The organism is Paenibacillus sp. FSL R10-2796, assembly GCF_037965315.1.
In the GTDB taxonomy this organism is placed as follows: Bacteria; Bacillota; Bacilli; order Paenibacillales; family Paenibacillaceae; genus Paenibacillus_AQ; species Paenibacillus_AQ odorifer.
Window position 1 is genome coordinate 2,225,287 of the sequence record NZ_CP150178.1, and the last position, 13,408, is coordinate 2,238,694.

Consider the following 13,408-nt stretch of genomic DNA (forward strand, 5'->3'; position numbering starts at 1 on the left):
TTTGGCTTCGTACGTATTGCTTCTAAAAGAACAAGAAGATGATGAATCAGTTGTTTACAGATTTGGACCAAATGAAGATGTTATGGGTAAAATTGAATTGAATAAGATAACTAAGATGTTTTCTGAGTTAGAGTCTATACCTGACCCTAGTATTCCTAGCAAATTTTATTTTGATAGAGCTGCTCAAAGACTGGTGGTTTGCTTGGTTAGAGAGGGGGGGGAGTTCCCAGAAAGAACTGCATTTGAATCATGATTATCCTAGTCTTCAAGTGAAGGGTTTTACAAGTTGTGGGGGCTACCCAGTGCCGAGTGAATTCTTTATTAAACCAGTAACCAGAATTGGGAAGCGAGAATCGCCGATGAGATTAAAGCATACACTATTGAAATTGAAGAGGCTAAAAGGTTAGGACTGGATAATGTTGCAGAAAAACTTCAAAAGAACTTTGAAGCTGAGCAGCAATATATTATTGATAGATATGGTCCTATAGACGAATAAATTTTATGAAGGGAATATATTATGGCCTCAATAGTTGAATTAGCAGAAGAAATTAAGGCTGATACAATAAAAAATGAAGATTTAATAGTATGCTTGGAAGCTAAGAATTTAAGGGTTGTTGCTATGGCAACGTTTAAATTGATTGAGAGAAATTACTGTGATATAGGAATTGTAGAGAGGCTTGCTGAACTAGGAAAACTCCTAACAGATAGTAAGTTTATTGGACCATGGCAATTCGGACATATTGCAATAGCTACACTATCCCTTTTAAGTCATAAGGATGCAAAGATTAAGTTTAACGAGCTTTTTGAGGGACTTAGTGAGTCTGATAAATTTTTAGTGGATAATTTTATTAAATCAGAATCTTATAAAGCTTAGGGAATATGTTTAGAATTGTAAGATTGGAGTTTACAATTCCAACAACCAGATCGTACAATACAAACCAAACACTAACTGATTCAAACACTTGATAAACTTTCAAAGCTCTTTCCAACTTGTTTTATGAGTAGGAATGAGCTTTTTTACATGCTCAAAATCAAAATCAAAGGAGAAATGAGAAAATGGCAAAACAAGTACAGGCAGTAGGAAACAAAACAAAACTGCGTTTTATTACTCAGGCACAAGCAGTGTATCAGGCAATCGTAAAGGAAATGAGAGGTTAATGCCAGAAAGCACGAGAGTTACGGCATCAGGTGAGTTGAGATACTCTAGCAGTTCCGATCCGCAAGTAGCAACAGAAATAAGTAAGCTACTGGAACAGGCTAATTATTATAACCATCTAGCAGATCAGAAGGACGAACAGCCCAGATTGGAAATTCTTCATCGCATAGTTAGCTTGGAAAGTTAAGAATCTAGATTATGGGGGAATGTCCAGCAAAATGAAAAATGTGTTAGCTCGTCAATAAATGGAACTGGAAGAAACAGAACGAGAAGCTGTATTAATGGTAACCCGAGCAAAGGGGAAAATACGGGAAACGGAACAGTATTGGAATGATAACGAACAAAGTTGACAGAATTGGAGGAGAATAGAGTTGAGTAGGAAGTTTATAAAAGAAATTGAACCATTAGAGGAAATTATTAAGCCGGTAAACGAAGATGGATTTAAAGATGGAGGGCTAGACGAATGGCGCAACTAAACCCGAAAGCATTAGAAGCAAGCCATAAGTAAGAAAGAGAGTTCGGAACAGGCGGCAAATGAGTTCATACAACCAAAGAGATTTTACCGCAGTAGGACGGAACCACGAGAGCAAACAAATACGAAAGCCACAGGAGAAAATAGCATAATGACGAAACATGAAGAGTTCTTATGGGAACTGGTGATTTACGAGATCGAAACTATAGCAGAGCTAATACTGATAACCTGTGATAACTAATCGTTATCACTCAAATAGGAAGTATTTCAGTTGCAGCAGCAGCAGAGGGGCAGAGAGTAGAAATTAGAAAGGAGCAATCAGCAGTTCGGTGTTCTTGGATGCGGATAAGGCGACAGACTCCCCCTATGACTTTTTTAACTGGTTAACATTAGGGATAACAGGAGATATTCCGGTCGGGATATATGAAGCAGCCAAAGATCGATCAGAGCATATGTTTGATTCAAAAGAGAAGTTTGCGGATTGGTTAACACTGGGAACAGTGGAAATGGCGAAAGGAGCATTTAATCCAGACGAAGCATGGTCAGCGGATCATTGGCTCAATAGTCTGGGAATGGTAACGTTGTTGTATGGTCCGGTAGAAAAATCTTTGCTTCCTACAGGAGGCGGAGGTCTAAAGCCTCCAAAAGGGTTAGATTCTGTAAAAGGTATTGAGGTACAAAAACCGTTGCCGGCATTTAGCACAAATGAAGGTTTTCAATTCAAGATAAATAATCTAGATATAGATACGCCGGCACTTCCACAGACCCCGATGCAAATCAATTTTAAGAATGAAATGGACCGGATTTTAAGAGAGAAGATGGAAGGGAAGGGTGACAGTAATCATTCAATAAAGGATGTAGAAGTGAAGGCGGTTGAGGGGACGGGTAATGGAGGTTCGGGTGGTAGAACAAATCCTAGTGGTATTCTTGATCCCAATGCGAGTCCCTCTGGTACTAAAACTAAGGTGAATTACAACGATCCAGACCCAGATAACATACGAGCTTTGGAACGTGAAAATGAAGCCGCAGAGATTTTGGCTAAAAATGGATACCACGTAGAGCAAAATCCGAATGTACCGAGTACAATAAAAAATCCAGACTATAGGATTGAGGGAGAAATTTTTGACTGTTACTCTCCAAAACCAAAAACCTCTCCAAGAAATATAGGTTCAAGTATACAAGCTAAGGTAGAAGCAGGTCAGACAGATAGAGTTGTTTTAAATCTCTCTGATTGGACAGGTGATATGAACGCATTGAAGAAACAATTAGCAGATTGGCCGATTACTGGACTAAAAGAATTAATTGCAATTGATGGTAGCGGTAATGCTATTCATCTATTACCATAATAAAGGAGTGGTCAAGTGGCTATTGAGTATTCTCTCAAAACAGAACAAAAAATATCTGAATCCTGTTTATTGCAAGAACTTGTATCAATGGGCTATACAGATATTGATGCAATAGACTTTCCAAAAGGAATTAGAATTAGTCAATTTGAAAAATCACTTGGTTTGACTGTTTACTTAACGGAGTCTGGCGAATATCCGTATAACGCTTATGACACTCAGTTTTTGAGAAGTGAGTTTGTGTATGAAAGTACATTAAGTATTCGCTTTATAAACAATTTATACAATGATGAATCCATTAAGTTTGTGCTATCTCTAGTGTTCAATTTGATGAAAAACAATAATTTAAATGCTTTATTTTTATCGAATGGTGATAATGAATTATCTTTCTTTACCAAAGGACATGTATATTTGGATAATTCATCACATGTCTGGGATAATGGTTGTTTTACTGAAATTCTTAAGGGACATAGATATAGTTATTATGAGGGGAGCTTTTTAGAATAAAGAAGGCACTACCCCTTACCGAATGAATTCATCAATCAACCAATAACACTTATAACCCATGTAAACTGCCACAATGCGAGCTAGCCGCCCGTGTTGTGGCAGTTTTTTGCTCATGGCACTGTCGCGGCGGCTATTTGGTACAGACCCCACCCATTGCCGAATGAACCCATCATTCAACCAATAACACATATAACCCATATAATACCCGTATAAAGATTTCGCCATTTCGTTTGTACGCACATAAATGCTTTAATTTTATCACCCAAATAACGCTATTCCGTTACATAAAACAGGTCGATTATGGTCAGATACCACCATGATTGGCCTGTTTTTTGTTGTCTTCGTTTTCTTGCGGTTTTTCAAAATTTACGCAACTGTAAAATGCGCCGCCCCGATAGAGAGGATGAAAAGGCAAAGCATCTTTTGGAGTAGTTAGCCCGACTATTAATGTTGTCAGGACTTATCTGCATATTGTCCACAACGAACAACGAATGGACTACTTGCCGGGATGGTTGTCGTGAATAAACAAATCTGGTGACGACCAGTTGACATAGACAGGTAAGGAGACGTTTCGGGCTGAGGATACCCAAAGACAAGTGAATCTTTTAATTGAATTAAAACCTTTATTTCAATCATAATCATAAAGTGAAAATTGAGGGGGGATAAAATGAAGGTTGATCCAAACACAATAATACTACCCTTACCAACGGAAGATCTGTTTAGAAGAAAAGAAGGATTCTGGAGAATTAAGTTACCAAATGATTTTGTTTCATTTTTAGAAGTGAATAACGGTGGTAGACCAATAAATAGTAGTTTTAAATGTAATAATCATGACTATGCTATAGACAGATTTCTATGCTTATTAAAAACACCCAGAGATAATCATATGATATTGATGTAACACTAACTCAAATTGAAGATAGGCTTACCGATAATGAGGATTTGATTGGAGTTGATATTTTACCAATAGCGATTCTATTTGCTGGTGATTTTCTATGTTTAGATTTTTGTGAATCTAGAAATAATCCAAAGGTTTGTGTGTGGGATCATGAAAATTCTGGTGAACTTGATCCAATCAGCTATCATGTGGCAGACAGTTTCGAGGGATTTCTAACAATGTTATCTGAATAGAAAGCATGAAGGGCTATCAAGAAGTGTCGAATAAACCTATGATTTAACCAGTAACAACACATAAAACCCATGTAATACTTCTATAAAGATTTAGGCATTTCGTTTGTTCGTGCAGTAATGCTCGAAAAGTATAACGTAAATAACGCTATAGCGTTCAGTTAACAGGTGATTATAGGGAGCTACTACTATAATCAACCTGTTTTTTTGCTGTCTACTTATTCGTACAGCAGTGATTAGAATTAAAAAATAAAAAAGAAAGGATTTAAAGTAAAATAATGGGAAGTTACGCCGATATATAGGTTAGGTGTGCGCTCCAAATACTTAAGTTTTTAAATATGAAGTAGTACATAAAGACCTGAGGGGTCGAAAAAAGTAGTGCATTGGATGGTCTAAGTGTAAGAACTGGAGGTCATAAATGGCATTGGACAAAATGGTATTTAAAGAAGATGAAGTCGAGCGCCTGCAGACGAAAATAAGACTGGTAAGCCAAGATACTAACCGGCTGTACTTGCAGCTGAGAGGTCAGACCAATAACTGGGGTGGGATTCCGCTGGGTTCAGATTTGATACGAGCTCAGACGCTTATCAACGAACTGACGGTAGAAGCGGAAAAATTGGAAGACATCATTCGAGGCGCGATAAAAGGTGTTCAAGGCGCACAGGATGAGAATAAGCGGCAGGCAAATCAACTTTTTCAGCAGCTCGGTGTTCTTGGGGGGATGTTCGAAAGGTTTGGGAGCGGAAGTGCAATTGGGCAGTCTTCTATTCCGACGACGGCTCAGAAAGCGGTCACGAATCTGATCACCTCAATTGCTACTCTGATGGGTTGGGATGAGTTGAATAGTGATCCTATGGTGCAGAAGCTCGAGGCAACTGTTAAAAAGTCAGGATTGGGAACGATCGACTCTATAGCCGCGCAAAGTAAACTGAAGGATATCTACCTGGCGCGGGATCAGATCGCGAAGGCGCAGACAGCCTATGAGGTATATCAGGCGTTTGGAAATCAGACTCAAATGGACGCAATGCATAAGCTAGCGGAAGACGCACGCAAGAAGCTGAAATCCTTGGGTATAGACGAGGTCCAGTACCAGGCGGGTAAGGATCTAAGCACTTATTTTAAGAAACCAGCGGTTAAGGCATGTGATTATGATCCGTCGATTACCAGTAGAAGCATACCACTAGTGCAGAATGAAACGTATCAGTTGCTACTACGGACGGCAATGGAAAAAGGGGAGAAGGGAGCCTGGGCAAAAGGGCAACTGGAAGGCGTTCAAACCACCATGGAACAGATGATTGCTACTGGAGTAAGTTTGGGTGTACACGTGATGACAAACCAAGGTGGAAAGGCTTGGGGAGATGTTATAAAATTGACTTCATCAGTCGCCCAACTGGATTCCTATAATCTGTTTAGAAAGAATAAAACGGAGGAACAAGCAAAACCCGAGGATTCTAAAAATGCCTTTTATAAATCGATAGACAGTTTTAAAGAGATTGGAACGGGTTTTGTAGGGACATTAAGAACTCGTGCGGATAAGGCGACAGACTCCCCCTATGACTTTTTTAACTGGTTAACATTAGGGATAACAGGAGATATTCCGGTCGGGATATATGAAGCAGCCAAAGATCGATCAGAGCATATGTTTGATTCAAAGGAGAAGTTTGCGGATTGGTTAACACTGGGAACAGTGGAGATGGCGAAAGGAGCATTTAATCCAGACGAAGCATGGTCAGCGGATCATTGGCTCAATAGTCTGGGAATGGTAACGTTGTTGTATGGTCCGGCAGAAAAATCTTTGCTTCCTACAGGAGGCGGAGGTCTAAAGCCTCCAAAAGGGTTAGATTCTGTAAAAGGTATTGAGGTACAAAAACCGTTGCCGGCATTTAGCACAAATGAAGGTTTTCAATTCAAGATAAATAATCTAGATATAGATACGCCGGCACTTCCACAGACCCCGATGCAAATCAATTTTAAGAATGAAATGGACCGGATTTTAAGAGAGAAGATGGAAGGGAAGGGTGACAGTAACCATTCAATAAAGGATGTAGAAGTGAAGGCGGTTGAGGGGATGGGTAATGTTGACCATCCAATTAGAACATATCGGAATGCTGATCTAAGTAAACTCGAGGCTAAATATGCCGCTGACCCTAAATTGACAGTGGAAATGCCATATGTAGGTAAGGGAAAGAATGGTACAAATTCAGAAGGATGGTTACGAGATAAAGATTATTACTGGAAAGAGGTAATGGAAAAATATCCTGAAAGTATAAGTAAAGCCAATAAACAAAAAATTGAATTAGGTTTTTCACCAATTAATGATAAGCAGTTCAGAGAACACTTCCCACAGTTTAATATTAAAGAACTGAATAATGACACTCTTATTCACCATCATATTGGGGGCGGTGGTCAAGCTGTTGCAGTACCATCAAAATTACATCCTGGGTCAGGTGGAATACACAATGCTGAAAAAGAAGCAGGAATTTGGGGTAGTGATAGCCAATATGCTGAATTACTAGAAAAATTCTTAAACAAGTAGAGGGTGATATGTTTGTCTATAAAGGAAGCTATGAATCAATATTTTTCATTAAGGAAAGAAATTGCTGAGGAAGGATTGGACTTTTTATTTAAAACACCATTCGATGAAGATGTTGAATCTCTTATTTACATTGGGGAGGTTGACGAGGATGAGTACATCTCATGGCAACCTGTCGAAAAAGACTTTTATGATTTCAATTCACTAGAAGAGGACTTAGGTGTCAGGATTCATCCGTCTGTTATAGAATATTTTAATTCATATTATTTTGCCGATTTAGATGGATTTATTAAAGACCATTATATAAAACTAGAATCGGTACTACAAAAGGCAGATATTGATTCTTATAGTAACACGCTTAAAGGATACAAGAATAACCACGACAACAAACTTGAGAATATTCCATTAGGGATAGAAGGCAACGGGCTTAACGTAGTGGTTGACAACGAAGATGGTTCTGTGAAACTCGAGGACTTCGAAAGAAATTCATTCGAAGTGATTTCAGAGAGTATTGAGCTATTAATTACTAGTTTACGGCTAAAAAGATAATATCATTGGATAGAACTCTTTGTGATGACGTAGAATTTCCATTCCTCTAATGTATCATGTGGGGACTACCCAGTGCCGAATGAATTCTTTATTCAACCAGTAACATACTTAACCCTTGTAATACCACAATAAAGATTTCTTCAATTCGCTTGTACGCACAGTAATGCTCGAAAAGTATAACCTAATTATCGCTAAAGCGTTACAAAAAACAGGTCGATTATGGTCAGATACCACCATGATTGACCTGTTTTTTGTTACCTTTGTTATCTTGCGGTTTTTTCAAAATTTACTAGCAACTGTAGATTACCATATAACGATAGTGAGGGTGAGAAAGACATGAATCACAACTTTCAAGATGGATAGCACGACAACTATAGTAAAGGTGTTATGAAAAAAATAGGACGCTGTCCGCAACGTAACTGACACTTGCAACGATGATTACGGTACAGGAAAGAAATCTGGTGACGACCAGTCAACATATACAGGTAAGGCAACGTTGTAAGGCTAGCCACCTTGCCCTCTAATATAGTCCGAAATTCGTTAAAAAATTTCGGTTGGGGGCTGAACATGGAAGGGGTACAAGTTTCAATTGACCGTATTGTAGTAGAGTTTACGGATGTATATTGGGATTTCTTTAATCCTTTTCAATTACGTCTTCGAGAGTATTTAAATGCTAACCTTCGTTTGAAAGAAAAGGGGTTTAAGTATCATTTACATGTCAGAGATAGTGGGCATTACCTACACATCTCCTATCAACTTACCTTTGTTCCTAAGTCAAGAAAGAATACGCTAAGAATTGAGTGCCATCCCGATAGTTTAGTTCATTTCTATTCATGGCTAAAGCCAATAAAGGATTACGCCAGAGAAATCCTTTTTGTACGATGTGATGTGGCGTTTGACATTCCGTTACCTATATCAGAGTTGTTCACTTTATCACTTACAGGGCGGAATATGCACACTTGGCAAGGTACTCGCTACTCCAATAAAAAGCATCAAAGACAAGTAGCAGGTTATAGCAGAGTTTACGATAAGAAGTGTCAGTTGATGAGTCGGCATAGAAAGGTCATCGAGGGGGAGTTAACGAGGTTCGAAATTGTATATGCACCTGATGAGAAGATACCACTTGAAGCTATCATACAGTTTCCGCCCAAGTTCAACAGGTTTTATCTGTGCACCCATCTGACTCATCCAGAACATTTAAAGCCCAAACAACGGGAAAGAGTGAGTGGGCTAATGAGCGGAGAACTGCAACAAAAGGATGTGTTGGGCTATTACCGAAGGTTGATTGTAGAGGAAATGCGAGAGCGACCTACATTGAATTTCGATGAGGTAGCAGCGGCACAGTGGAAGGAAGCCATAACACTTCCATGTGCGGTTCTATGTGGTCAGATTAATCATCTTCCAGTACAAGTAAGTCATGCAGGTTGATGTTAAGAGTTCGGCATATCTGTTCCAATGTATCGAAGTAAGCCGAGTTAACATTATCGGAGCAGAGATGACTTATCGTGTTTGGGCGGATGTTCATTAAACGAGCTAATTCCCGTTGAGACATCCCCCGTTCATCCAATATGGCTTGTAATCGTACTCGAATAGGCATTTATTTTCCCTCCACCAATATGCATCGCATTACCGTTACGATGTTATTCTAAGTATTTCTTTGAATATATCATTGTAACCCTATTTACTGCAACGGTAATGCGATATATAATGTGATTGTATCGTATTAGCGTTACAATAATCCTGATTTCTGTAACGGTGGGGGAGGAAACAGCATGAATGTCATCGGTTATGTAAGAGTTTCTACACAAGGTCAAGCCAAAGATGGCTACAGTTTAGCGTACCAACAAGATGAAATCCGCTCTTATTGTCAGGAGCAAGGATGGAACTTGAAGAACATATATAGCGATGAAGGTATCAGTGGGGCTAAAGTCAATGAAGATGCGCTTGAGGTGGATAGAATTGGCTTTCAGAGCATGTTGAATGCCCTATCCACTCAATCTATTGATACAGTTATCGTTCTCAACACAAGCCGTTTATGGCGGTCTGACATCGTGAAAGTATTGGTACATCGAGAGTTTAAGAAGCATGGAGTTGATGTTCGGAGTATTGAACAACCGACATACAGTATCCACAAGAAAGACCCGAATGACTTTCTGATAAATGGTCTGATGGAATTGCTTGACCAGTACCAACGATTGGAGATTGCGTTGAAACTAGGCAGAGGTCGTAACCAGAAAGCCCAAGAGGGTGGCTATGCAGGTGGAAGAGCAACATTTGGCTACAAGGCAAAGAAAGGTCAGAAGTGCATCCAAATAGATGAGAAGCAAGCACAAATTGTCCGTAGAGTGTTTGAATTAAAAGAACAGCATCCAACATGGACTTTGACTCGAATAGCAGAATCATTGAATGAAGAAGGCTTTACAACTCAACAAGGCAGTTTATTTACGAAAGTACAAGTGAAACGAATCTTAGACAAACGAGATTTTTATAGCGGAACATACCGCTATGGAGATATAGAAGCCATTGGTTTACATGAAGCTATATTGTGACAATTAGGCATGGAATAGAGAGGCTTGCGTCCCATTGCGAACCGAAAGGTTAACGCTCACATTGAGGTTGCCCCTATTCTTTACCCAAGTCACGACAGAATCCGTATACAGAGGTGAATCCTTTTGACACATTACAAGCAGAAACATATTTATGTTGGTTTGGATTTACATAAAGCTCACCATACAGCGGTTATCGTCAATTGTTGGAACGATAAACTAGGCGAAATCCAGATTGAGAACAAGCCAACAGCCTTCGATGAATTGATGAAGTTCGTTAAGAAGCAATGTACAAAAGGCTTGACCCCTGTGTATGGGTTAGAAGATACGGGCGGCAATGGTAGATCCTTAGCCGTTCACTTAGTCGAAAACAAGCAAGTCGTTAAAGAAGTCAATTCTGCTTTATCCTACAATGAACGAATGAGCAATGCGACTACTCAAAAGAGAGATAGTTGGGATGCGTTCTGCATCGCCAAAGTGTTGCTTGCAAGGCTAGATGAATTACCAGATGCAAATCCACAGGACATTTATTGGACAATCGGGCAAATGGTTGCAAGACGTAATTCTATCGTTAAGCATGCCAGTGGCTTAAAGAATCAAATGCACCTACAACTAAGCTATCACTATCCGTCTTATAAGAAGTTCTTCTGTGACATAGATGGTAAAGCCACCCTTGCTTTCTGGGAGAAGTATCTTGCACCTCATCAAGCATTAACGGTGGGGGTCGAAGAACTAGCGGAGCATTTACGTAAAGCGAGTAACAATACTTGTTCTACCCGTAAGGCAGAAGAAATACTTGAACTGGTTAGGCAGGATGGGGAGACGAAGAGGAATTTTCAAGAATACAGAGACTTCCTAGTCGTTAACATGGTTCATGACATGCGGAGAAGCAGAGAACTAATCAAGCAGACAGAGGAACAGCTTTGTCATGTATTAGCTCAAACCGACTACAAGCTAGAGTCGATGGATGGTATTAATGTGGTTACAGCGGCAGAACTAGTCGCTGAGATTGGAGACATTCACCGCTTCTCCAATGCTGATAAGCTAGCCCGATTTGCCGGAATCGCTCCAATTCGCTTTAGTTCGGGCGGCAAAGGCAAAGACCAAGCAAGCGGTCAAGGTAATAGAGTTCTGAACAGTATCTTCCACAACCTTGCCGTACAGCAAATACAAGTAGCCAAAGGGAAGAACAAGAGACAGCGTAATCCCTTGTTCTACGAGTTCTATCAACGGAAGCTAGCAGAAGGTAAGACGAAGAAACAAGCCCTCATATGCGTTATGAGAAGGCTTGTGAACATCATATACAGCATGATGAAGAACAAAACCGAATACAGGGCGGCGAGTCCTCTAACGGAACTAAAAGCAGGATGATATAATGGTGGTAATTGGTAAAGCAGTTATCATCTTTTCCTTTTGTAGAGTTTAAGATTACTACTTAGGGGACGGGAAATGTTCGTTCTTCTGTAATTAGTTCAGAAATGGAAAAGAAAATATTAGATGGGCAAAGAAAACTTCCTACGAAGAATGAGTTGATCGGTGGTCATTCTCCGCAAATCAACAATGTAAATCCTAATTATGCAGTTCAAGAAATAACAGTTAATGCAGATGGAACAAGAAAAGTTAAGTTTACTACTCAATTTCCTGATGGTAATTTATCTAATATTAAAACGAGCACTTTATTCCCGGATTCATGGAGTGATTCGCAAATTATTAATGGTATAAAAGATACTGGTAATACAGCATCCATTGGAGTTCGTGCCTCGGATGGTGCAACTCTTCATAGAGGAACTGTTAATGGTGTTCAAGTTGAAGTTATTAAAATAGGTGACAATGTTGTATCGGGCTATCCAACAGGTGGGGGAGCTACACAACTTCTAAGTGGTTTTACAGCACCTTAACTTGTAATCTGATCCAAAGGAGTTTTTTAATGTTTACAGAATTTGATGACTATCTTTCAGGATATTTCTCAGATGATTATTGGTATGATGAAGGTTTTTCAATTGCACAGGCGATGCTGTTAAAATTCTCCCCACGGGATTGGGAAGAATTATCAAACGGAGTGTTAAATAAGCCAATAGAGTGGCAAAGAAAATTAGCATATTGTTTGCATAATGAATCTAGCATGGATGAATTGAATATGTTGTTAAAACTGCTAAGTACTGAAGATGAAGAGTTATTCGAAATATGTATTGATGCACTAAGAAGTTTTACTAGTACTGAAAGCAAAAAACGGATATTAAAAAATCCTTCAATTCTACAGAGGATTTATGAGTTAATCCCAAATTCGGGGGACGCGACAAAAAAAGTATTTGAAGCTTTTCTGGAGAAGATACAAAGCTGACGATATTATTGGTGGGGGCTACCCAGTGCCGAAAGAATCCATTATTTAATCAATAACACATTTAACCCATGTAATACCCGTATAAAGATTTCACCACTTTATTTGTACGCACATCAGATGCTTTAAAAGTATAACCTAAATAACGCTATTGCGTTACATTGAACAGGTCGATTATGGTCAGATACCACCATGATTGACCTGTTTTTTGTTATCTTCGTTTTCTCTCGGTTTTCCAAATCAATTACATCTGATTACTTTGCTAATGGGTGGTGAAACATAGATCGCAACGAGCACGATAGATAGAATGACTACTGATAGTGAGGGGGCAGTAAAAAGTAGGATGTTGACCGCAACTTTACTGATCGTCGTTACGATAGCTATCTTGTAAATACAATCTGGTGACGACCAGTCAACATATGCAGGTGAGGATATGTTTTAGGCTAGCCACCTTGCCCTCTAATATAGTCCGAAATTCGTTAAATAATTTCGGTTTGGGGGCTGAACATGGAAGGAGTACAAGTTTCAATTGACCGTATTGTAGTAGAGTTTACAGATGTATACTGGGATTTCTTTAATCCTTTTCTATTACGTCTTTGTGAGTATTTGAATGCTAAACTTCGATTAATGGAGAAGGGATTCAAGTATCATTTACATGTAAGAGATGATGAGCATTACCTGCATATCTCGTATCAATTGACCTTCGTTCCAAAGTCAAGAAAGAACACGTTAAGAATCGAGTGTCACCCTGATAGTCTGATTCATTTCTATTCTTGGCTTAAGCCATTAAAGGACTGCGCCACGGCCATCTTGTTTGTTCGATGTGATGTAGCCTT

15 protein-coding genes are annotated in these 13,408 nt (G+C 39.2%); 14 read left to right on the forward strand and 1 reads right to left on the reverse strand.

Going from position 1 to position 13,408, the window contains the following annotated elements; all coding sequences use genetic code 11:
- Position 1 precedes the first annotated feature (1 nt).
- The 10 genes from NST58_RS09860 (at position 2) to NST58_RS09905 (ending at position 9,116) form a co-directional block, all read left to right on the forward strand.
- Positions 2–253 carry a hypothetical protein gene (locus NST58_RS09860; RefSeq protein WP_076305734.1) on the forward strand — a complete coding sequence of 84 codons (252 nt, stop codon included), beginning with the start codon at positions 2–4 and terminating at the stop codon, positions 251–253.
- Positions 254–517: 264 nt separating this feature from the next.
- Positions 518–874 (forward strand): hypothetical protein, encoded by a 357-nt coding sequence (locus NST58_RS09865; protein WP_076305735.1) that lies wholly within the window; start codon positions 518–520, stop codon positions 872–874.
- Between the two features lie 283 nt (positions 875–1,157).
- Positions 1,158–1,343: a hypothetical protein gene (locus NST58_RS09870; RefSeq protein WP_076305736.1), complete on the forward strand. Its 186-nt coding sequence runs from the start codon at positions 1,158–1,160 to the stop codon at positions 1,341–1,343.
- Positions 1,344–1,963: 620 nt separating this feature from the next.
- Positions 1,964–2,974 carry a hypothetical protein gene (locus NST58_RS09875; protein WP_339190291.1) on the forward strand — a complete coding sequence of 337 codons (1,011 nt, stop codon included), beginning with the start codon at positions 1,964–1,966 and terminating at the stop codon, positions 2,972–2,974.
- A gap of 15 nt (positions 2,975–2,989) precedes the next feature.
- Entirely contained in the window at positions 2,990–3,478 is a 489-nt protein-coding gene (locus tag NST58_RS09880; RefSeq protein WP_076220186.1) for a SitI3 family protein, read from the forward strand.
- A gap of 667 nt (positions 3,479–4,145) precedes the next feature.
- Positions 4,146–4,379, forward strand: a complete 234-nt coding sequence (locus NST58_RS09885; protein WP_305953720.1) for an SMI1/KNR4 family protein — start codon at positions 4,146–4,148, stop codon at positions 4,377–4,379.
- 41 nt (positions 4,380–4,420) lie between these two features.
- Positions 4,421–4,609, forward strand: a complete 189-nt coding sequence (locus NST58_RS09890; protein ID WP_305953719.1) for an SMI1/KNR4 family protein — start codon at positions 4,421–4,423, stop codon at positions 4,607–4,609.
- Positions 4,610–5,024: 415 nt separating this feature from the next.
- Positions 5,025–7,142, forward strand: coding sequence for a hypothetical protein (locus NST58_RS09895; protein ID WP_339247545.1), 2,118 nt, complete (start codon positions 5,025–5,027; stop codon positions 7,140–7,142).
- 30 nt (positions 7,143–7,172) lie between these two features.
- Positions 7,173–7,688, forward strand: a complete 516-nt coding sequence (locus NST58_RS09900) for a SecY-interacting protein Syd (protein ID WP_179087561.1) — start codon at positions 7,173–7,175, stop codon at positions 7,686–7,688.
- 567 nt (positions 7,689–8,255) lie between these two features.
- Positions 8,256–9,116, forward strand: a complete 861-nt coding sequence (locus tag NST58_RS09905) for a replication initiation factor family protein (RefSeq protein WP_339247548.1) — start codon at positions 8,256–8,258, stop codon at positions 9,114–9,116.
- Here NST58_RS09905 and NST58_RS09910 read toward each other — a convergent pair.
- Positions 9,079–9,285, reverse strand: a complete 207-nt coding sequence (locus NST58_RS09910) for a helix-turn-helix transcriptional regulator (RefSeq protein ID WP_076220189.1) — start codon at positions 9,283–9,285, stop codon at positions 9,079–9,081. The genes NST58_RS09905 and NST58_RS09910 overlap by 38 nt on opposite strands.
- 175 nt (positions 9,286–9,460) lie before the next feature.
- Between NST58_RS09910 and NST58_RS09915 the strand changes: the two genes are divergently transcribed.
- From NST58_RS09915 to NST58_RS09930, 4 genes are all read left to right on the forward strand, one after another.
- Positions 9,461–10,237, forward strand: coding sequence for a recombinase family protein (locus NST58_RS09915; RefSeq protein WP_076305701.1), 777 nt, complete (start codon positions 9,461–9,463; stop codon positions 10,235–10,237).
- Positions 10,238–10,360: 123 nt separating this feature from the next.
- Positions 10,361–11,605, forward strand: a complete 1,245-nt coding sequence (locus tag NST58_RS09920) for an IS110 family transposase (protein WP_339247551.1) — start codon at positions 10,361–10,363, stop codon at positions 11,603–11,605.
- Positions 11,606–11,712: 107 nt separating this feature from the next.
- Positions 11,713–12,132 (forward strand): EndoU domain-containing protein, encoded by a 420-nt coding sequence (locus NST58_RS09925; protein WP_076301170.1) that lies wholly within the window; start codon positions 11,713–11,715, stop codon positions 12,130–12,132.
- Positions 12,133–12,161: 29 nt separating this feature from the next.
- Entirely contained in the window at positions 12,162–12,575 is a 414-nt protein-coding gene (locus NST58_RS09930; RefSeq protein WP_076305700.1) for a hypothetical protein, read from the forward strand.
- The last annotated feature ends 833 nt before the right edge of the window (positions 12,576–13,408 follow it).

Excerpts from the sequence above, each read along its gene's own strand:
- NST58_RS09865 (WP_076305735.1), top strand. The coding sequence starts at position 518 with ATGGCCTCAATAGTTGAATTAGCAGAAGAAATTAAGGCTGATACAATA.
- NST58_RS09870 (WP_076305736.1), top strand. The coding sequence starts at position 1,158 with ATGCCAGAAAGCACGAGAGTTACGGCATCAGGTGAGTTGAGATACTCT.
- NST58_RS09885 (WP_305953720.1), top strand. The coding sequence starts at position 4,146 with ATGAAGGTTGATCCAAACACAATAATACTACCCTTACCAACGGAAGAT.
- NST58_RS09895 (WP_339247545.1), top strand. The coding sequence starts at position 5,025 with ATGGCATTGGACAAAATGGTATTTAAAGAAGATGAAGTCGAGCGCCTG.
- NST58_RS09900 (WP_179087561.1), top strand. The coding sequence starts at position 7,173 with ATGAATCAATATTTTTCATTAAGGAAAGAAATTGCTGAGGAAGGATTG.
- NST58_RS09905 (WP_339247548.1), top strand. The coding sequence starts at position 8,256 with ATGGAAGGGGTACAAGTTTCAATTGACCGTATTGTAGTAGAGTTTACG.
- NST58_RS09910 (WP_076220189.1), bottom strand. The coding sequence starts at position 9,285 with ATGCCTATTCGAGTACGATTACAAGCCATATTGGATGAACGGGGGATG.
- NST58_RS09915 (WP_076305701.1), top strand. The coding sequence starts at position 9,461 with ATGAATGTCATCGGTTATGTAAGAGTTTCTACACAAGGTCAAGCCAAA.
- NST58_RS09925 (WP_076301170.1), top strand. The coding sequence starts at position 11,713 with ATGGAAAAGAAAATATTAGATGGGCAAAGAAAACTTCCTACGAAGAAT.
- NST58_RS09930 (WP_076305700.1), top strand. The coding sequence starts at position 12,162 with ATGTTTACAGAATTTGATGACTATCTTTCAGGATATTTCTCAGATGAT.